Here is a 20,241-nt window from a genome sequence, read left to right on the forward strand (position 1 = left end):
ACCGTACGTGGCAGAACAAGAACCGCGTTCCCCAGTTCACGGCCCAGATGTGCCAGTCACAGCAGTACGCCGACGGCTGCCACCGCAGCAATTGCGCAACCGGTGTGGCAGGACGGCCTCAGCGCAGCGTCGACTGCCTCTGGATCAGTTCGAAGTCGACGACTATCCTCCGGGGGGTCGGCTGTTCCTCTCGCGGCACACCGTCGAGTTGGAGCTGGATCCGCTCTTCCAGAAGGGCGACTGCCTGATGTGCGATCACGTCGCGTCCGGGTTCGATGGTGCTCAGCGGGGGTCGGGAGTAGTTCGCTTCGTCGATGTTGTCGAAGCCGATCAGCAGGACGTCCTCGGGAACCCGTAGGCCGCGGTCCTGAAAGGCGGCGAGCGCACCCAGCGCAAGTGTGTCGGCGAACGCCACGACCGCGTCGGGCTTGACGCCGCTGTCAAGGATGCGAGCGATCGTCGTGGCGCCGGTGGAGTGGAAATAGTCGGGTACACCGATGATCGCGCGTGGGTCAACGTCGAACCCTCGTGGCTGGAGGGCGTCCCGGAAGCCCTGGAACCGCAGCGTTCCGCTGCTCGGCGATGGGTCGTCCTTGACTCCCAGGGGAACTACCGTGGTCGCACCCCGGTCCAGGACGTGCTCGGTAGCCGCACGTGCTCCCTCGACGTTGCTCATCGTGACGTGGTCGAGGCCACCGTCGAACACCCGCTCGCCCAGGAGCACGAGGGGGAAGTCGACGTCGAACAGCGGGAGGTCTTTCTGGCCCAGCGCGAGCGGGGAGTACAGGACGCCGTCGAAGCGTGACCGGTAGCTGCCGTCCAGTACCCGCAACTCGCGGTCGCGCTCAGCGTTGGTCTGCTCGATGAAGACGGTCAGGCCTCGCCTGGACGCCTCTCGCATGACGGCGTCCGCAAGTTCGGCGAAGTACACAACGCGCAGCGACGGCAGCACCAAAGCGATCGCCCCGGTCCGGCCTCGGCTCAGGTTCCGCGCCGACACATTCACGTGGTAGCCCAGCTCACGGATCGCGTCGTCCACCCGCTCGCGGGTTTCCGGACGCACGTACTGGTAGCCGTTGAGGATGTTGGACACCGTCTTGATCGACACCCCGGCGAGTCGGGCGACGTCGCGCATCGTCGCCGACCTGTTGGTCTTGCGTGCCACAGCCCTCCCGCCGCTCGTCGATGGTCGGCCAGCGTACAAGACTGCACCATTCACAACCCCAGGACGCAGCGGCCGGCCCGCCCGATCCCGGGGCGCGCCGGCCGCGTGACGCGAGGTCAGTTGATGGTCAGGGCGATGACGTGAACGGAGCCGCGGACCGGGTCGATCTGCAACTCGTAGGCGCCCGGGGCGAGCCCGGTGGTGTCCCAGTGGAAGATGTGCTGGTTTCTTGCGGCGCTGTAGCGTGCGGTGTTGTCCGCCCTCTTTCGGACAGGTGTGGCCGGAACGCGGTTACCGGCCACACCGTCGGTCTTCTTCACGAGGTAGATGCGCGGCCGCGCGTCGGTGACCGTGTCGCCGTCTGCGTCGGTCAGGGTGAACTTGACCGGCACGGGGTGTCCGGCTTTGACGATGTCGGAGCCGTCGCCGGCCAGCGGTGGCCGCACCCCGCCGAACCGGTACTCGGGCGCGAAAATCCGCGGCACGAAGTCGATCAGATTCGCCATCCAGATGTCGAAGCCATGCGGTCCGACCCAGGTGCCGGCGTACTCGTATTCGATGCCCTGGGAGGTCAGCCACTCCATGGTGTCCTGAGTGAACGTGTACGTGAAGTCGACGTCACCGGAGTACAGCCTTGCCAGCTTGGTGCTTTCGTTGACCGCCTGGACGTCGACGGTGGGGTAGGAGAGCAGGCCCCCCGAAAAGGCACCGATGTAGGCGAACTCGCTCGGGTGGCTGAGCCAGGTGCCGAGGGTGTTCATGGCTCCCCACGACAGACCGGCGAGCGCCTGCTCATCCGGATCAGTCGAGATGTTGTACTTGTCCGCCGCGGTTGCCATCACGTGCTGGCTGAGGTCGGTCCAGAAGTCGACGCCGTTCTGGTCGGGCATGACCACCACCATCGGCACCATTGTCCCGTTGAGGTAGCTGTTGTCGAGGATCTGCCTGGCCCGCCCGGTCTCGAGCCAGCTGCCGTAGTTCTGGCCGCCGCCGTGGTACAGGTACATCACCGGGTAGGCAGCTTCGCGGTCAGGATCGTAGCCTGGCGGTGTCCAGACGTACGCGTAGCGCTCTGCGCCTTGGCCTCCGTCGTAGGTCATCAGCGAGACCGTGCCGCCCCTGCCTTCGGGTACGTCGGCCAGCATCGCATCGGACTTCCCCGGCACGAAAAGCTGCGACTCCATCACGTGGGTGTTGACGGTGTCGGCCGGGTCCTTCATGTCGACGCCGTCGACCACGTACCGGTAGTAGTAGTAGCCGTCGAGCGGTCCGATCGCCGTTCGCCAGCGGCCGTCGGGCTGCTTGTTCATCGGGATCCGGAACCATTGGCCATTCGGAGCCCAGTTGCCCCAGATCGTGACGTCCTTGGCGCCGGCCCACTGGGTGCCGGTCTCGAACGTGACGATGCCGTACCGGTCGATGTGCGGGGTCGTGATCGACCCGGCCGCGGGGGGCTCGTACGGTCGGGTAAGCGCGCGGTGTCCCTTGCTGGCGCCGTGGCGGACGACCTTCTGTCCGAAGAGCCGAGCGGCGAAGTCTCGCAGGTTTTCCCGCCACGCGTCCCAGGTGGCGCCGTCGTCGGGGTTGACGCCGTCGAACTCGAACTTCACTCGGGACTTCTTCAGGTTCACCAGCAGGTCGTAGTTGTCGTTGTAGGTCGGATCGAGCGTGTTGCCGACGTACGCCCGGAGCAGTTTGGTGCCCTTGTTGATCGCCTTGGCCTCCGCCCTGGTGATCGGGCCGTCGACGGAGCCGGAGAAGGAGCCGACGTAGGCGAATGCGCCGGGGTCGCTGCGGAGGATGCTGATCGCCTGCTCGGCACCCGTGGCGACACCGGCCAGCGCCTGGCTCTTGGGCCGAGACGAGATGTTGTAGCCGGCCCGTGCTGCGGGGACGATGGCGTTGAGCAGCTCGGCGCGGGGGTCGGCGGAATTGGCGTCAGCCATCACGACCACCATCGGCTTGGCGTCCCTGTCTGCGACCAGGTTGTCGAGGATCTGCTTCGCCCGGCCAAGTTCCAGCCACTCACGAGCGGTCTGACCCTCGCTGCTCAGCAGGTACAGGACCGGGTACGCCTCGGCCCGAGCGGAGTCGTAGCCGGGCGGCGTCCACACCAGGGCGGTGCGGCCCTCCGCCGCCGCTGCGCTCGGGTAGGACAGTTCCTCCACCGTCCCGCCCGCAGCGATGTCGTCCATCCACGCGACCGACTCACCCGGCACGAAGAAGGTGTTCCAGTTTGGCTTCGACGTCACCGCCACCGGGCTGCCGGGCTGGCGGAAGGACACCTTCGACCTGTCCTGCATGGTCGCGGTGTACTGGTAGTAGTAAAGCCCGGGCTCGAGCGGACCGACGTTCGCGGCGTAGTCCGAGCCGCTCGGGTCGAGCGCGAGCGCCGACCAGGTGCCGCTCGGGCCGATGTTCGCTTCCAGTTCGAGCGTTGCCGGCGTTCCGCCGACGATGCCGCTGGCCTGCGACTGCGGCACCTTGAAGTAGTGATAGACGTCGTCGTTCGAATGCCACGTGTCGGTCGCGGCAGCCGCCGGGGCGGCCGCGATGACTGACACCACCAAAGCCGCGGCTGCGACAAGGCTGGTCATTCGGGGGCCACTGCTGTGTGACATCGCGTTGCTGCTCCTCTCAGCGAGTCAAGGCCTGCCGCATCGACACGCCCTCACCATCGAGATCGGCCACCGAGACCATCCCGACAGCCGCGACGAACCATATTCACAGCAGCCAATACAGTTCCTACACCGGTGTAGAGCGAATGGCAAGAGACCTCTTCATGCCCCCATGACCTCCGTGGTGGACGCTGCACTCGACAGATCCGGGAGCACCACGACGATCATCAGCCGATCGAGGAGACTCGATCAGACCGTGGGTGCGGCGTTGGTCAGATGGCGACCGGCACCGGGTAGTGCGGCTGAAGCCGAGGTAAGCCGCCCGGCCGGGTCGGCGAGAACCTGGAGGTTGACGCCGCTAACGAGCGCGGCGATGGCTCGGTACGGCGGTCGGCGGTCGGCGGTCGGCGGTCGGCGGTCGGCGCGGAACGCCGCGGTCATCCGGCTGCGCAGGCGTCACGAGTGTGTCACCGACGGCCTGGCGCGTGAATCCGACGCACGCCGGGTCGACCGGTGGCAGCTGCGGTGACCTGCGGGTCGGGTCTCTCAAATTCCTGCCTGGGCCATCCGCGAGCCACGGCGCAGGTAGGCGACCCAGGTGACGATCAGCATCACCGCGAACAAGCCGACGTACAACGTGAGGGCCGGTTTGATGGTGCCGGAGGCGGACTTGGCCCAGGCGTAGCAGATGGGCACCAGGAAGCCGCCGAAGGCGCCGACCGAGGAGATGATGCCCAGCGCCCCGGCGGCCTGCCGGCGCATTGCCAGCATGGTCTCGGGTGCGCCGCCCTGGTCCTCGCCCTTGACCCGGAAGATCTTCGAGATCATGCGATAGGTGGAGCCGTTGCCGACGCCGGTGGCGATGAACAGGAGCATGAAGCTGACGAAGAATACGCCGAGCTGGGCATGCTGGACGGACCAGAGCCCGAGATAGGAGACGACGACCAGCACCGCGAAGCTGGCCACGGTGACCCGGGCACCGCCGACGCGGTCGGAGAGCCGGCCACCGAGCGGGCGGGCCAGCGAACCGATGCCGGCGCCCAGGAACGCCCATTGCAGCGCGATGTCCGGGCGGTTGAACACACTGGTCAACAGGGTGGGGAAGGCAGCCGAGTAGCCGATGAACGAGCCGAACGTGCCGATGTAGAGGAACGACATGATCCAGGTGTCGGAGTGCCGCAACGACGACCAGACCGGCTTCACGTCGGCTTTCGCCTCGGCCAGGTTGTCCATGAACATGAAGGCGAGAACGGCGGCGATCACGGCCAGCGGTACGTACATGAGCCCGGCCCGGGCCAGCGCGATTCCGCCGCCGAGAACGATCACCTTGGGCACCAGGAACTGCACGACGGCGACGCCGATGTTGCCGCCGGCCGCGTTGAGTCCCAGCGCCCACCCTTTCTCCTTCTCCGGGTAGAAGAAGGAGATGTTGGCCATGCTGGAGGCGAAGTTGCCGCCGCCGACACCGGCCGTCGCGGCGATCGCGAGCAACGCCGGATAACCGATCTCGGGACGGTCGACGGCCCAGGCGAGACCGCCGCACGGGACGATCAGCAGGAGGGCCGAGACGACCGTCCAGTTACGGCCGCCGAACACCGGCACCGCGAAGGTGTATGGCAGCCGCAGCAGGGCGCCGACGCCGCTGGGCACCGCGGTGAGCCAGAGTGCCTGGCTGACGCTGAGATTCCAGCCGGTGGTACTCAGCCGCACCACGACGATGCTCCAAAGCAGCCACACGGAGAAGCCGATGTGCTCGGCCAGGATGGAGAACACGAGGTTGCGCTGCGCGACACGGCGGCCGACGGTCGCCCAGAAATGCGGGTTCTCGGGTTCCCAATGGGTGATCCACCGGCCCCGGGTCGCGGTGATTTCAGGGTCGGTCGACGGACTTCTGACAATGGTTTCTTCGGCCATTTCCTCACTCCCGGGAAAATGGTTCAAATGAGCTTTCGGAAGGTCGCAGCAAGACAGCCGGTAGGTTATTTTCCGGCGATGATCGTCAGTCGGTGGTGTCAAGCAGAATGGTGTCGCCGTCGATCAGCACCGGATATACGGTCAGGTCGGGCTGGCCGCTGAGCGAACGGCCGGTCGTGAGGTCCCACGCGTTCAGGTGCAGCGGGCAGAGCACCTGACGGAGGTCGACCTGCCCGTCCGCCAGGGGACCGCCGCGATGGGGGCACACCGCCTCGGTCGCCCGGACCGACCCGTCGCGCAGCCGGAAGACAGCCACCATCCGCCCGTCCACCACGAACGTGCGTCCCTCGCCGGGCGGGATGTCGCGCACAGAGGCAATCGGCGTCATGAGCTCACCGGAACCTGGGGCAGCACGGTCAGCGGCAGCGAGGTGCGGAACTGGCCGGGTGTGACCGGCTCGGCCCGTTCCTTCCACGGGTCGGCGTAGGCGGCCACCGCCTCGTTCATCCGCGCATCGAGATCCGCGGCGATTCCCTCGGCGTCGTCGACGACCACCGCGCGGATCTTCTCGATGCCCACCCGGGGCACCCACGCGTAGGTGCGTTCGAGCCAGTTGCCGTTCTCCCGGTAGTACTGCAGGAATCGCCCGGTCAGCGTGATCACCTCGTCGGCCGAGTCGACGACGGCGAGCAGATCACCCTTGCGCACGTGCGCCCCGGCCGCGCCGCCGACATAGATCTCCCACTTGCCGCCGTCAATAGCGACAACGCCGAGATCTTTCACGTACGCCTCGGCGCAGTTGCGCGGGCAGCCGGTGACCGCGAGTTTCATCTTGCCCGGCCCCTCGATGCCCTGATAACGCTCCTCGATGGCGATACCGAGAGCGGTCGAGTCACCGACGCCGAAGCGGCAGAAATCGGAGCCGACGCAGGTCTTGACGGTGCGGAAGCTTTTCCCGTACGCGTATCCGCTCGGCATGTCGAGCTCGGCCCAGATCTGCGGCAGCTTCTCCTTCGGAACGCCCAGCAGGTCGATCCGCTGGCCGCCGGTGAGCTTGACCATCGGCACGTCGTGCCGCTCGGCCACCTCGGCGATCCGCTTGAGCTGCGCCGGAGTGGTGACGCCGCCCTTGATCTGCGGCACGACCGAGAACGTACCGTCGCGCTGGATGTTGGCGTGCACCCGGTCGTTGATGAAGCGGGCGTCCCGCTCGTCAACGTACTCGGCCCCCCACATCATCTTCAGCAGCGACGCCAGGCCCATCTTGCTTTTCGCGTCCTCCTCGCCGCCGAGCATGGCGAACACCGAGGACACCGACGTGAGCCGGTGACGCCGAATCGCCTCCATCAACTCCGACTTCGGCATCGGCACACCCGGCACGTAGTACGAGGCGGCCGGATCCTCCTCGGTCTCACCGCCGGCGGCCCACTCGACGACCCGCTGCACCAGCGGCTTGCACGTTCCGCAGCCCTTGCCGGCCCGGGTGCGGTCCATGACCCCGCTGACGGTCCGGCAGCCAGAATCGACGCACGCCCTCAGGGTGGCTTTGGACACCCCGTTGCAGTTGCAGATCTGCTCGTCATCGGGAAGATCAGCCACGTCGACCTCGGCGGCCGGGCCACCCAGCTCGAACAGCAGACCGGCGCGTTCTTCGGGCAGTGCCAGGCCACGGTCGAATGCCTGCATCAGGAAGGCCACCTTGCGCACGTCACCCACCAGGGTGGCACCCACCAGCCGGCCGTCCCGGATGACGATCGTCCGGTAGACGCCTTTCTGAGGCTCGGCGTAGGTGATCTCCTCATCACCCGGGCGCTCCGGCCCCTTCAGGCCCATCGCGGCCACGTCCACGCCGGCAACCTTGAGCTTCGTGGCCACCTGTGAGCCGTGGTATTCGGCGTGCGGATTCGCTCCCGTGAGCTGGTCGGCGAGCACCTTTGCCTGCTCCCAGAGGGGAGCCACCAGGCCGTACACCTCACCGCGATGCTGCGCGCACTCGCCGACCGCGTAGATGTCCTCCTCGTCCAGCGCCCGCATCCGATCGTCGACCACGATGCCCCGTTCCACCACCAGGCCGCTGGCCGCCGCCACCTCGGCGTTGGCGCGGATACCCGCGGCAACCACGACGACATCACAGGGCACGATGCGGCCGTCGGCGAACTTGACCCCGGTCACCGAGTGCTTGCCGAGAATCTCGGTGGTCGATGCGCCGACCACCACCTCGAAGCCGAGCCGCGATTCCAGCGTCGCCCGGAGCGTTCTACCCGCAGCCTCGTTGAGTTGAGCGTTCATCAGATGACCGGCGGCGTGCACGACGGTGACGTGTGGTAGGTGGGTCTGTAGGCCGCGGGCGGCCTCCAGGCCGAGCAGGCCACCGCCGATGACCACGGCCCGTTCATGCTCCTTCGCGTACCGGATCATGGCGCGGGTGTCATCGAGCGTGCGAAAGACGAAGACGCCCTGGTGGTAGCCGCGTCCGGGCCGATGGAGACCGGTGATCGGGGGGACGAACGCACGGCTACCGGTGGCGATGACCAGCTTGTCGTACGGCGTGGCGGTGCCGTCCGCGGCGTACACCGCCTTGGCGAAGCGGTCGATGCGCTCGATCCGGGTCCCCGTGTGCAGGGTGATGCCGTTCTCGGCGTACCAGGACAGGTCGTTGAGGAAGATCCCGGACTCGTCCTCGACGCCGGCGAGCACGTTGGACAGCATGATCCGGTTGTAGTTGCCGTACGGCTCGTCCCCGAACATGGTGATGTCGAAGTCGCCGCCGCGGGCAAGGATCTCCTCGACGGTGCGGGCGCCGGCCATGCCGTTTCCGATGACCACAAGGCGGGGCGCCATCAGACCTCCACGAGGCCGAAGTCGATGACGACGGTGCCGGTGAGCCCGGCGGGTGCCGCGAGCCACAACTCCACACCCGTGCCTGCGGCCAGGTCCTCCAGCACCCGCAGCGGCACGTGGACATCTCCCCTGGCGCCGATCGGGAAATAGCGCATCGGCGCGCCGTCGCGCATCAGCACGACACACACCAGTTCGTCGGCCGCGTTGCCAGCCCGGAAGTAGACAGCCTGCGCGGTCGCTCCGGACGGCACGACGTAGGACAACTCCGAGGCCAGGGGCGTCGGCTGGTCCATGCCTTTGCCTGCGAAAGAGAAGAATCCTTGTAGGAAACGGGGAACAGACTGCATGACTAATCGGTTCCTTCCTCGTACCGGGTAATGGCGATCGCGCACACCTTGAACGCGGGCATCCGGGAATGCGGGTCGAGTGCCGGGTTGGTCAGTGCGTTCGCGCCGGGCCAATGAAACGGGGCGAAGACCGTGTCCGGACGGATCCCGTGGGACAGGCGAGCCCGCAGCACCGCGGTGCCGCGGTGGCTGCGCAGCTCGACCAGGTCACCGTCGGCGATGCCATGCCGCCGGGCAAGGTCCGGGTGGATCTCGGCGCACGGTTCGGGCCGGGCTACGTTCAGCGACTTCACCCGGCGGGTCTGGGTGCCGCTCTGGTAGTGCTGCATGTTGCGGCCGGTCGTCAGCACGTAAGGGAACTCCCGGTCGGGCATTTCGGCCGGATCGCGGTGCTCGACCCGGATGAACCGTGCCCGGCCCGAAGGTGTCGGGAAGCTCTCGGCAAACAGCCTCGGCGTGCCGGGATGACCCTCGGCCGGGCAGGGCCAGAAGACGCCGTCCTCACGCTCGATGCGGTCCCACGTGATTCCGGCGTAGTCGGCGATCCCGCCGGCACTGGCGCGGCGCAACTCATCGAAGACGACGCGCGGGTCGCTGGAGAAGAACCTGCCTCGGCCCAGCCGGTCGGCCAACTCAACGAGCACCTCAAGGTCGGACTTCACCCCGGGCGGCGGGTCCAGCGCCCGCCTGCGCCGCAACACGCGGCCTTCCAGGTTGGTCATCGTGCCCTCCTCCTCGGCCCATTGCGCGGTGGGCAGGACAACGTCGGCCAAATCAGCGGTCTCCGAACGGAAGATGTCGGACACGGCCAGGAAATCCAGGGCGGCGAGCCGGGCGCGGACCCGATTGCTGTGTGGTGCGCTGACCGCCACGTTGCTGGCCATCACGAGCAGCACCCGCACTCCGCCGGCGGTACCGAGACGGTCGAGCATCTCGTACGCGGACCGGCCCGGGCCGGGAAGGTCGCCGGGGTCGATCCCCCACACGTCGGCGACGTGTGCTCGCGCGGCCGGGTCGTCGATTCGGCGGTAACCGGGCAGCTGGTCGGCCTTCTGGCCGTGTTCCCGGCCGCCCTGCCCGTTGCCCTGCCCGGTGATCGTGCCGTAGCCGGAGTACGGCCGGCCTACCAGACCGAGGGCCAGTGCCAGGTTCAGGTAAGCCTGCGCGGTGTCGGTACCGTTGCTGTGCTGCTCGGCCCCGCGTGCGGTGAGAATCATCGCGGGTCCTTCCGCAGCGAGCAGGCGTACCGTCTGACGCAACAGCGCCTCCGGTACGCCGGTGATCCGCTCGACACGCTCCGGCCAGTAGGCGTTGGTGGCAGCACGGACGGCCGCGAATCCGGTGGTCCGCTCGGCAATGTAACTCTTGTCGACAAAGGCTCCCCGAATTGCGATGTGCAGCAAGCCGTTGGCCAGCGCAAGATCGGTCCCGGGTAGCGGTCGAAGGTGCAGATGTGCGCCAGCGGCGGTGGCTGTGCGACGCGGGTCGACCACTATGTGCCGCGCCCCGGACGCCCGTCCCGCATCGAAATACTGCATCGCCGGCGGCATCACGTCGGCCGGGTTCGCCCCGACGATCAACACCGTGCGAGCCCGCGCCACATCTTCTAGAGGAAACGGCAGGCCACGGTCCACACCGAGCGACCGGTTCACCGCTGTCGCTGCCGACGACATGCAGAAACGGCCGTTGTAGTCGATCGACGACGACCGCAGCGCAACCCGCACGAACTTGCCCAGCGTGTACGCCTTCTCGTTGGTCAGCCCACCGCCACCGAACGCGCCGACACTGTCCCGGCCGTACGTCTCCTGCGCGGCCTGGACAGCCGTGGTGATCAATGAGAGGGCCTCGTCCCAGCCGGCTTCGCGCAGCGGGCTCCGCCGGTCCGCGGGGTCCTTGCGCACCAGCGGAGCGAGCAGCCGATCCGGATGATCCAGCAGCTCCGCCGCGGTGAAACCCTTGGCACACAGACCGCCCCGGTTTACCGGGAAGTCACGCGGCTCCAACCGGACCCGAGGAATACTCGGCGTCAGCGTCATGCCGCACTGCAATGCGCAGTAGGGACAGTGCGTCTCGGTCGCCGTCACACCCCGATGGTCGAGCCCGGATGTTCGGTCTCTGCGCCAGCAGTGTTGCCAGCGCGTTCACAAATTCTCAAAATCCCACCCGGGATCTGGAAGCCTCGACAATTCACACCAGTTCGTGCGACTCGGACGACGGAGGCTCGCCACGACCAGGCAGATACTCGGCCAGTCCACTGCGCGGATCAGGCGGCGCTTGGGCAGCCGGACAAGCGACCGACTCGCCTACCGAGCTGGCGTCAGCTCAAAGGTTCGACCTTGCGGCTGTCCAGGGCGGAGGTGAGTCGCACCGGGACCACCGATTCCTTGGCGATTGCTGGGCAGTCCTTGCCGGCTGCCTCGGGTAGCAGTCCGACGCGGACCCGGAGGCGCACCGCCGTTTCGCTCTCTGTCACTTCCGGCTCGGCGCCGTAACAGTCGGCGGGTCCGGCCGTCACGGTGACCTCAAGGGTCCGATCGTCAACACTGCGCCAGTCGCGCCACTGAACAACCTGCGCGTCGATCAGGTCGCTCCGGGTCGGCAACACCTCTGGCCGTGTTGGTCCGGTCGGTGCTCGGACGCCTGACGTGTCGCTGCCGGGCTCGGCTGCGGAGGCGCAGGCGCTCAGTGCGGCCACCACAGCCAGCAGCCAGGCAGCCTGTGGAAGTGGTGGCCGCATTCTCATCAGTTCAGCTTACCAATCAGCGTTGGCGGCATTCATCGCGTCAACGACAGCCTGGTCGAAGTATGGCCCCTTGTTGACGCCTTCGCTGTTCACCGTGGACATGACCGAGCGGACCGAGCCGAGCCCGCTGGCGTTTGTCGTAGTTCCAGGTCCACGGTCCGCCCGAGGAGCCACCTCCGAAGTTGCAGGTGATTTTGGATCTGTCATCCAAGATGCTGTTGTCGGTGGCAGTGCCCCAGCAGCAGCATTCGCCAAACGCGAAGTCGCACACTGGGTCGGCCACCCGGAAAACGCCTACTGGTTCTGCGCCGAACACCTCCACTTCGGCACCGAACGCCAGTCGATGCACTGGCGCGACGCCGTCGCCGACATCCGCGCCGTCACCGACCGATACCCCCGCCGCCCACCCGGACCGTAACCACCACCACCGCCTCGAACGCGCCGACACCACAGGGCGGCTCCGCAGCACGGGATCGGGTGTCACACACGTCCAGCCCCGCTGTCAGCGCCAGTCCGACGACCACGCGAGTCGTACCGACCCGTGATCCCTCCCGGCGCGGACGGCGACATCCGCGCCGACGGCTTATCCGACGTTCACCCACCAGTTCAGAGGCGGCCTCGATGATTGCGCGTCCGACTTTCGGAGCAGCTCAGACTGCCGCTAACGTCCACCCAGACGATGACGACGTCTGGGCCATGAGCTGATCCGCCGCTATGGCACCGCCCACGTCGTCAGTGCAGGTCAGGGAGGGCGTATCACGCCTCCTGCTGTGCTTGATCTCGTCAACGCCCCGCCGGATGGAATGGGAGTAGTGCAGGACGGTGGACCTCGCAGTCGTATTCCGCGCTGTGCCCGAGCACTACTACGTCCACAACGAGCACCGCGGTGAGACTCTGCACCGCTCCACCTCCGAGTCGATCCACCGTGAGGTGATCGCACTCGACGTCGTTGAAGGCGCTCGCGTGCTGGAGATCGGCACCGGGACCGGATACTCCGGCGCGCTGCTGGCCGCATTGGCCGGAGCGTCCGGTCGCGTGACCAGCATCGACATCAGCGAACACCTGATCAGCTGGGCCGACCGGCTACACCGCCAACGCGGGCTGACAAGCATCACGTGCCACGTAGTCGACGGTATGGCTGGCTACCCGCCGCACGCCCCCTACCAACGGATAGTGGCATGGTGCACACCGCCGCGGCTACCACGCGCGTGGGTGGACCAACTGACCCCCGACGGCCGGATCGTCACCTGCCTACCCATCGCCGCGCAGCCATCCACCACCCTGATCACGACCATCAGCCTGACCACAGGACAACCACGCGTCGACACGATGACCTTCGGCGGCTACGCCCAGAGCACCGCCAGCGCCGTAGAAGACGCGCTGACCATCCCCGGCCGTTGGGTCGACCACATCCACCAACAACCGGAACCCGCCTGGATCTCCATAGGCTGGCGCGACCGCGACGACCAACAGCACACCGGCGCCCGGACAGCACTGCATCTGCTACTGAATCCCCAGCACACCGAAACCTACAACGGATCACCGCTGGACTGGCTGTCGTGGACGGCCTACTCGGTCGTCGCCGCCGGCCACAACCGCAGCGTCGCCGCTCTCCACAACGGCGTACGCGGCATCGGCCACACCACCGCCTCCTCAGCGGCCATGATCCTGACCAACTCCACCATCATCGCCGACAGCCCACACTCCCCATCCCTCGCAGCATTGCGGAGCTGGCTCAACCAGTGGGAACACGCCGGCCGGCCCGCCGCCACCTGGTACACGCCCACGCTCACGCCCAACGACGACGATGCCCCCTCCGGCTGGGATCTCACTATCGATCCCGGAACTCCGCCGACTGCTGAACGCCGCTGACACCGCCCGCCCCCACCACCACGGATGTCCGTCAGTGATGGCCTGGTCCGCTCCCGCTCAGATCAGGTCGACGCGTTCCTGGGCGATCGGATAGCCGGCCCTCGCGAAGGTGGCGACCATGGGGAAGTTGGTCTGGTCCGTACCGGCCACGATGTGCTCCGCCCCCTCGTCGACGAGCATGTGCGTGGCTTCGACGAGTAGATCGTAGGCGTATCCGTGGCCACGGTGCTCGGGCACCACACCGATGTAACCGATGACCGGATCGCCGTAGTTGCGGCTGGGGACGCTCAGGCCAACAAGGTCCCCCGTAGGGTCGTAGGCCAGGCGCCACCAGTCGCGAGGGCTCGGCTTCCAGCGCAGGTAGTCCAGTGCATCCTGGCAGGCCGCGTCCAGCCCGGACCTGGCGATGGTGCGGCGTGCGTGGGCGTCGAGACTGCCCTGATGTACCCGGCGGAAGACGTCAAGGATCACCGCGTCATCGGGCTCGGGCCGAAACTCCAGGCGAGCCGGACGTCGGGGAACGCCGCAGTCCGGCGCCCATCGGTATCGGTAACGCTCGACCAGCAGCGACAGGCCGGCGGCCGTGGCCGCGTCGATGCGGGAGCGGGCTTGCCGCCGGACCGCGGGATCCTCGCGCCAACCGGTGGGCAGCATCAGGGAGTACTCGGCGCGCAACGGCGCCGTGCGCAGCAACCGCACTGCGGCGTCCACGTCGGTGAAGTCGAACCAGTCCAGGGCCAGCGGCTCGTCGTCGTTGGGGCCGGCCCACCAGGCGGCACGAGCGACCACCACGCCGCCGCGCAGGGCCACCCACGTCCACCCCGGACGGTACTGACCAGCTGCGGCCATGTCGGCGTAGGTGTCGCCGAAGGCGGCGAACCCAACCAGGCCAGGATCGGGCAGGGACTCGAAGAGATCCTCCTCCCCCACGGCGAGGGGGCGGATGACGAGGTCGGTCATGGGGTTCCTTCCGGGTAGCGATGCGCTCCCGTTCAGACCCTCGACGCCCTCGTGGTCGGGTGGAAGCACGTGACAGTCATCGTGACCACGGTCCCACCTCCTCTCATGCCAGCAAGGGCGCCGAAGAAAGCTAGCACAACAAGGGCTGCAACCAGCCCGCCTCATCGCCGCCACCCTTCAGCTCGCACAGAACGCCGTACATCGGTAGCCCCCCGGGCAGGGCAACGATCGGCAACACCGGGCCGTGGGTAGTCACCGCACACCGCTCAGGAACTGGGCCACGCTCGCGTGGGCCTGCCGGCTGGTCGCCCATTCCACCTGCCAGCACGGGTACGGCGACAGTCGTGACCACCACGCGCGACAGCCGGCGCACATGCCGTCGAGCCCTCGGACGTGCACCGCGAGGATCATCCGCTCCGGACCGCCCGTCACTGCTCGCCCTCCTGCGGCCAGTGGCCCCGGTTGATCGGAATACGGTGCCGAGCACGGCACGGCAGGTCGGCTCCGCACCGGCAGACCCGCCGCCACAGTTGCCACGACCACACGGGTCGATGCCGCCGCGCAAACGTCAACGCGGTGGCCGACAGGTACTCGTCGTACGAGACGCGCCGCACGTACCCTCCCTCGTCGCTCACGAGGGCAGCCTCGTCGCCCTCTGATTGAGGGGAACGCGGCGACCGGGCGTGACTCGCACCGCCCGCCGCATCCCGTGAGCGAGAAGCTACGGTCGGTTGGGCGGTGGAATGGGTAAGGTTCCTACCTCTGGATCACGAGACGAGTCCGACTCGGACCGCGAGGTCACGGGCGTCATCCCGGGTGGCACCCGGTCCGTCGAGCAGGTCCAAGGTGATCTGTCGGGCGTACCCGTTGTAGCGGATCGTCTCCGGGGACGACTCGTACGCCTGCCGCAGCGTGGCCACGGTCGCTTCCGTGTCGTCCTTGCCGTAGTGCGCCCGCGCGACCTCGATCAGATGGCGTGCCCGACGCGGCCTCGACGGGATCGCCGCCGCATCGTGGCGGCGAGCCTGCCGCACCGCCTCGCCGGACTTCTGCAACTCCACCGCCACGGTCACCGCATGAGCACCCATGATGACCCGGGAAAACGACGTCTGCGGCTGGTAAAAGCCCTGCGGCAGACGCTGCGCCACCCGATCCGCGCGATCCCAGTACCGCCAGGCCCGCCCTTCCTCACCCGCCCGAGCGGCCGTGTACGCGGCCTCGAAGTTCAGCGCACCCCACAGCGCCAGCAGATTCGTGCTCCCGTCCACCGTTGCCGGCTCCAAGGCCGACAGCACATCCAGCGTCACCGCCATCGCGGTGTCCCAATCCCCGGCGTCCCGATGCACCTGGCACAGGAACCACCCCGCACCGGCAAGTGCCTCCGGATCACCGGACTCCTGCGCCGCCACCATCGCCCGATCCGCCACCCGCCACAACAACTCGGCCGCCGGCTGGTACGCGATGAACATCTGCGCCAACCCGAGCGTCTCCGCCAACAACGCCTGCGCCTGCCGCCGCTCATCACCCTCGTACACCAACACGGCACGCTGCACATCCCGCAGCAACCCCGGCAACACCCCGCCCAGCACCGTCCGGTGATCCGACGCCTGATGCCGCGCCCGCCACGCCACCGCAAGCCGCTCCCGCAGAACAGACAACGACTCCGCCGAGGCGTCACCGGCGAACGCCACACGGTTCACCGCATCCCGAACCGACGCCAACGCCGGATGCTCCGGCCCATTGACCACCGCAGACCGGTCACCCAGCTCCACAGCTAAGGCAGCCACGTCGATCTTCAGGGCACGCGCGACCCGGTCCAGCATGTGCAGACGCGGCGGCAAAATCCGGTCCGTTTCCACCGCCTTGACCCACTCGGCGCTACGACCCACCAACCCACCGAGCACCGCCCGAGTCTTCCCGGACCGCTCCCGGTAGACCTTCAACCGCTGCCCGAACGTTAACTCCGGCAAGGAATCCACCCGGAACCTCCTCGCGTAGCGCCGGAAGCACCATCGACCCATCGGGCCGCATTCACGCTCAACGCTACCGATCCGCAGGCCGCCTCATAACCCTCAAGACCGATGCCCGCAACACGGTCTCCCGCAAAGCGATCGAGCGTACGGGGGCCCGGCTCGAAGGTGTACTACGGTGCTGGTCGCGGTCTTGGGCACCGGGTGAGGCGGGCCTGCTGCGAGACTCCGCCACGTACTCGATCATCAATTCGGAATGGCCGGCCTGCCGGACTGCAGGCGCAGGTCGGACGGGTCAAGAATCGCTGATCCGACAACCAGAGGCGTGATGGGGGACGGGTGGGCGCTCATCGGCAAGATCGCGCGTCGGTCACGCCACGTGACAGCCGGTCGGCGGCAGCAGAGTGAGCTGGCCTTGTTCTGGGCCGGTTCATCCGTGCTTTCGTGATCTATCGTGCTCGTCGCCGAGCAAAGACGGGAGGGTACGTGTCAATGGCTCGTACACGGCTGTACCTCGTCCGCCACGGTGAACAGGATCCAGCGTCCGCTCACGCCCCGGACGGAGGTCTTTCACAACTCGGTCGCGAGCAGGCGGACCGGCTAGGCCGACGGCTCCGTACAGTGCCCTTCTCGGCGATCCACCACAGCCCATTGTCCCGGGCGGTCCAGACCGCCGACGTCGTCGCCGGCCATCTCGGGACCTCCAGGTGTTCCTCCCGTCTGAGCAGTTGCCGGCCTGGGTGAACCGCTTCACCGACTGCTGAACGTCGGTCACGGTCGAGGCCAGCAGCTCCGCGCACAGGATCGGCGGCGTCGACACACAGAGTCCATACAGGACGGACTCGCGCCCCCTTTCTGGGCCAGAGTGCGGAGGCAGTCGGGTCGCCACTGGCCCAGGTCGAGTGGCGGGAAGATGGTGCGCATGTCGGCGACGTCGGAGTCGGTGGGCCTGCCGATCTCGTCCAGGCTGATCTCGACGGCCGTTCGCGGTGACGACTCCGGCCGGGACCGGCGTCGAGTGTGGGTAGCCGAGCCGGGGCCGCACCAAAACTGTGACGGCTTGATCTTGTAATCGGTCAGGCGGCGTCGCCGCCAAGCGCGGGGTGTCACGTGCACCCAGGATGGGCGCCGCGGGGGCGTAAAGCCGACGGTCCTCCGGGGGCGACCGCCAGGACGCGGCCAGCAGTCGGATTAGGTCGTTCCGGTGTGTCGCTCGTAGGGCGATTCTGGCTGTATGTGGCTGCCAGTCATGGGCGGGGTCATGGTCTCGGTGCCGACGACGGTCAGCAGTCGCAGCTTGTCGGCTGCTTCGCTGCCAGGTGCCGCCGTGTAGACGACAATGCGCAGGTCAGCGCCGTGTGCCGACAGCACATCGCAGTCGAGTTCAACTTCGCCGACGTGTGGATGGTCGACGGTTTTTCGCTCGCTCCTGTGGTGCGCGACGGCGGAACCTTCCCACAGGCGTGTGAACTCGGGGCTCGACTTCCGCAGCATGCGGATCATGCCCATCAGTTCGCGGTCGGCAGGGTAGCGCGTTGCCACGTCGCGCAGGTCGGCCACGAGCGACGCCTTGTGCTCCTGCGGGTCCGGGTGCCGCACGCGTCCCATGCCGTCATGGAAGGTCCGCCACACGAAATTTGCCGACCGGAGGTCGCGGCCACGCCAGTCGTCACCGGTCAGCGCGGCCCAGGAGTCATTGTGCTCGATGAGCGTCCAGGCCGCGTCGAAGACGGCGATCGGGGTGTCGGCGAGACGGTCGAGCACGCGCTGCACGCTGGGGCTGATGTGCTGGGGCACCAGTCCGCCCGCTCGGGTGGCGTGCCCTGCCAGGCGGCAGGCCAGTTCGTATTCGGCGTCGGACAGGCGCAGCGTTCGTGCGAGCGCACGCACGATGGCGTCGCTGGGATGTGCGCGACCCTGTTCGAGGCGTTTGACATAGTCCGGTGAGATGCCGGCGAGCCAGGCGACCTCCTCGCGGCGTAATCCTGCCGTTCTACGCGTGCCTGGCCTGAAGGGCAGGCCCACGTCCGCCGGCTGCAGGCGGGTGCGCCAGGAGCGCAGCAGCGCTGCAAGATTCGGCACATCGTTCATCACCCCATTGTCGGCCTGCTGCCCGGCCTTCGATCGATGCGTGGGGGGCCCGAAGTGGGCCAGGCTGCCGCCCCGCACCGGTGCCAAGGTCGACTCATCGCCGAAACACGGCCGAAGGGCGGTACCGAGATGAGCACTGCAGGCGAGAACGCACCCGTCGCGCTGGTCGACGGCGCACTGCCCGGGTAATCATCACGATCACCACGAGAGGAATGCACATGTATCTCATCACCGGAGCAACAGGCAACGTCGGCGGCTCGCTTGCACGACAGCTGCACGAACAGGGCCACCCGGTCCGAGTTTTGGTGCGCAACCCTGTCCGAGCGGCCGACCTGCCGGCCGGGATCGAGCGCGCCGTCGGCGATCTCGACAACCCCGACGACGTGGCCAACGCCGTCAAGGGCGTGGACGCCGTCTTCCTCGTGCAGGTGGGCAGCGGGACCAACCAGACCAAGGTCATGGTCGAAGCCATGCGCAACGCCGGCAACACCAGGATCGTCCTGCTGTCCTCGGTCGGTGCACGGCTGATGCCGATCAGCGACAACCCCGTCATCGGCGGAGCCCTCGCGGCGCGCGAGGACCTCATGCGCGAGTCCGGGCTGGACGTCACCTATCTGCGCCCCAACGGCTTCGCATCCAATGCCCTATGGTGGCTGGACGGCATCCGCGCGGGCAAGGTCGTCGACGCCACCGGGGAGGGCCGCATGGCGGTCATCGACCCCGAGGACATCGCCCGCTGCGCCGTCGTCGTGCTCACCGAACACGGCCATGCCGGTAAGGGCTACACCCTGACCGGCCCAGAAGCACTCACCTCTCGCGAGCAGGTGACAACGATCGCCGAGGTGACCGGCCGCACGATCGACTTCCAGGAGGTCACTCCGCGCGAGTTTGCCCAGGCGCAGATCGCCAGTGGTGTGCCCGCCGAGCAGGCGCAGGCATTGGAGTACCTGAACACGGTGTTCCGTAAGGGTCGCGCCGCCTACATCACCGACGACGTGCAGAACCTGACGGGCCGGGCGCCCGGGACATTCCGCGGGTGGTCCGAACGCAATTCGGACGCATTGCGCTGATGCAAGACCCCCGTGCCGGGCGCGCGGCCACCACGCAATATTTCCGCCGCCGCAACCTTCAAGATTCCCATGCTCAGAGACGGACAAGGGCCGGACCTCGAAGGCCCAGCCCTTGATCAAATACAAACCGCTGACGCGGTTCGCGCACTGCTACCTATGGTGGACCATACTTGGCAGAATCCGAACCACATTCCCCCAGCTCAGGGGCCGATCGTAACCGTTGCAGCGGTACGTAGACGGACGGTCTGACACGGCCCGTCATCCTGACACCGCAGGGTCTCCGGACTCGCCGGAGACCCTGCATGATCCTCGATCACCTATTGGTAGGCAATGAAGCAAACTTCAGGCGACTAAGGCCCTCAACGTAGACGAACTCTTTGCCGTCAGGCGATGAACTGGGATGGTACGCCTCCCCACCATCCACTATGGTCGATATATCTCCACTGGCCACGTCAACCGACCACACCCCGCTTTCTTCGCTTCGAAAGTGGACCGCGACGATAATGCTTTGACCGCACGCCGCGAGGGAAGCAATGCCTGGAGGGTCATTCAAAACCCGGTAGCGCGGTTCTGAAGATCTCCAGGGCAGTGACGGTACGTAACACGTCGGGGAAGCCCGTCATGATCCGGTGGTAGCCGGTCTTGAGGAT

Annotated in this window: 17 protein-coding genes; 4 read left to right on the forward strand and 13 right to left on the reverse strand. The window is 67.3% G+C overall.

What is annotated here, in order from left to right; translation table 11 throughout:
• Positions 1-118: 118 nt before the first annotated feature.
• From AC2CHE_RS20325 to AC2CHE_RS20365, 9 genes are all read right to left on the reverse strand, one after another.
• Positions 119-1,135 carry a LacI family DNA-binding transcriptional regulator gene (locus AC2CHE_RS20325; RefSeq protein ID WP_484506465.1) on the reverse strand — a complete coding sequence of 339 codons (1,017 nt, stop codon included), beginning with the start codon at positions 1,133-1,135 and terminating at the stop codon, positions 119-121.
• Between the two features lie 146 nt (positions 1,136-1,281).
• The gene (locus AC2CHE_RS20330) at positions 1,282-3,762 is read right to left on the reverse strand and encodes an alpha/beta hydrolase-fold protein (RefSeq protein ID WP_484506466.1); all 2,481 of its coding nucleotides are present in this window, start codon (positions 3,760-3,762) and stop codon (positions 1,282-1,284) included.
• Positions 3,763-4,032: 270 nt separating this feature from the next.
• The gene (locus tag AC2CHE_RS20335) at positions 4,033-4,224 is read right to left on the reverse strand and encodes a hypothetical protein (protein ID WP_484506467.1); all 192 of its coding nucleotides are present in this window, start codon (positions 4,222-4,224) and stop codon (positions 4,033-4,035) included.
• A 105-nt stretch (positions 4,225-4,329) separates the two neighbouring features.
• Positions 4,330-5,697: a NarK family nitrate/nitrite MFS transporter gene (locus AC2CHE_RS20340; RefSeq protein ID WP_484506468.1), complete on the reverse strand. Its 1,368-nt coding sequence runs from the start codon at positions 5,695-5,697 to the stop codon at positions 4,330-4,332.
• Between the two features lie 85 nt (positions 5,698-5,782).
• Positions 5,783-6,085, reverse strand: coding sequence for a Rieske (2Fe-2S) protein (locus tag AC2CHE_RS20345; RefSeq protein WP_484506469.1), 303 nt, complete (start codon positions 6,083-6,085; stop codon positions 5,783-5,785).
• Positions 6,082-8,538 carry a nitrite reductase large subunit NirB gene (gene nirB / locus AC2CHE_RS20350; protein ID WP_484506470.1) on the reverse strand — a complete coding sequence of 819 codons (2,457 nt, stop codon included), beginning with the start codon at positions 8,536-8,538 and terminating at the stop codon, positions 6,082-6,084. Before nirB ends, AC2CHE_RS20345 begins: the two co-directional genes overlap by 4 nt.
• Entirely contained in the window at positions 8,538-8,831 is a 294-nt protein-coding gene (locus AC2CHE_RS20355; protein WP_484506471.1) for a molybdopterin oxidoreductase, read from the reverse strand. Before AC2CHE_RS20355 ends, nirB begins: the two co-directional genes overlap by 1 nt.
• A gap of 56 nt (positions 8,832-8,887) precedes the next feature.
• A complete protein-coding gene (locus AC2CHE_RS20360) occupies positions 8,888-10,969 on the reverse strand; it encodes a molybdopterin oxidoreductase family protein (RefSeq protein WP_484506472.1) in 2,082 nt (693 codons plus the stop codon).
• Between the two features lie 233 nt (positions 10,970-11,202).
• Entirely contained in the window at positions 11,203-11,628 is a 426-nt protein-coding gene (locus tag AC2CHE_RS20365) for a hypothetical protein (RefSeq protein ID WP_484506473.1), read from the reverse strand.
• Between the two features lie 22 nt (positions 11,629-11,650).
• Between AC2CHE_RS20365 and AC2CHE_RS20370 the strand changes: the two genes are divergently transcribed.
• Positions 11,651-12,046, forward strand: a complete 396-nt coding sequence (locus AC2CHE_RS20370; RefSeq protein WP_484506474.1) for a hypothetical protein — start codon at positions 11,651-11,653, stop codon at positions 12,044-12,046.
• Between the two features lie 404 nt (positions 12,047-12,450).
• Complete coding sequence (locus tag AC2CHE_RS20375) at positions 12,451-13,500, forward strand: protein-L-isoaspartate O-methyltransferase family protein (protein ID WP_484506475.1); 1,050 nt, start codon at positions 12,451-12,453, stop codon at positions 13,498-13,500.
• A gap of 57 nt (positions 13,501-13,557) precedes the next feature.
• Here AC2CHE_RS20375 and AC2CHE_RS20380 read toward each other — a convergent pair whose 3' ends face one another.
• From AC2CHE_RS20380 to AC2CHE_RS20390, 3 genes are all read right to left on the reverse strand, one after another.
• Positions 13,558-14,460: a GNAT family N-acetyltransferase gene (locus AC2CHE_RS20380; protein WP_484506476.1), complete on the reverse strand. Its 903-nt coding sequence runs from the start codon at positions 14,458-14,460 to the stop codon at positions 13,558-13,560.
• Between the two features lie 252 nt (positions 14,461-14,712).
• Positions 14,713-15,120, reverse strand: coding sequence for a hypothetical protein (locus tag AC2CHE_RS20385; protein WP_484506481.1), 408 nt, complete (start codon positions 15,118-15,120; stop codon positions 14,713-14,715).
• A gap of 107 nt (positions 15,121-15,227) precedes the next feature.
• Positions 15,228-16,439 carry a helix-turn-helix domain-containing protein gene (locus AC2CHE_RS20390; protein WP_484506477.1) on the reverse strand — a complete coding sequence of 404 codons (1,212 nt, stop codon included), beginning with the start codon at positions 16,437-16,439 and terminating at the stop codon, positions 15,228-15,230.
• 483 nt (positions 16,440-16,922) lie between these two features.
• Here AC2CHE_RS20390 and AC2CHE_RS20395 point away from each other — a divergent pair, with 483 nt between their 5' ends.
• Positions 16,923-17,174: a histidine phosphatase family protein gene (locus tag AC2CHE_RS20395; RefSeq protein ID WP_484506478.1), complete on the forward strand. Its 252-nt coding sequence runs from the start codon at positions 16,923-16,925 to the stop codon at positions 17,172-17,174.
• 447 nt (positions 17,175-17,621) lie between these two features.
• On the opposite strand, the gene AC2CHE_RS20400 is transcribed toward AC2CHE_RS20395, so the two are convergent.
• Positions 17,622-18,521, reverse strand: a complete 900-nt coding sequence (locus AC2CHE_RS20400) for an MmyB family transcriptional regulator (protein WP_484506479.1) — start codon at positions 18,519-18,521, stop codon at positions 17,622-17,624.
• A 218-nt stretch (positions 18,522-18,739) separates the two neighbouring features.
• On the opposite strand from AC2CHE_RS20400, the gene AC2CHE_RS20405 reads away from it, so the two are divergent.
• The gene (locus tag AC2CHE_RS20405) at positions 18,740-19,591 is read left to right on the forward strand and encodes an NAD(P)H-binding protein (protein WP_484506480.1); all 852 of its coding nucleotides are present in this window, start codon (positions 18,740-18,742) and stop codon (positions 19,589-19,591) included.
• The last annotated feature ends 650 nt before the right edge of the window (positions 19,592-20,241 follow it).

Source organism: Micromonospora sp. ATLC16, assembly GCF_057196645.1.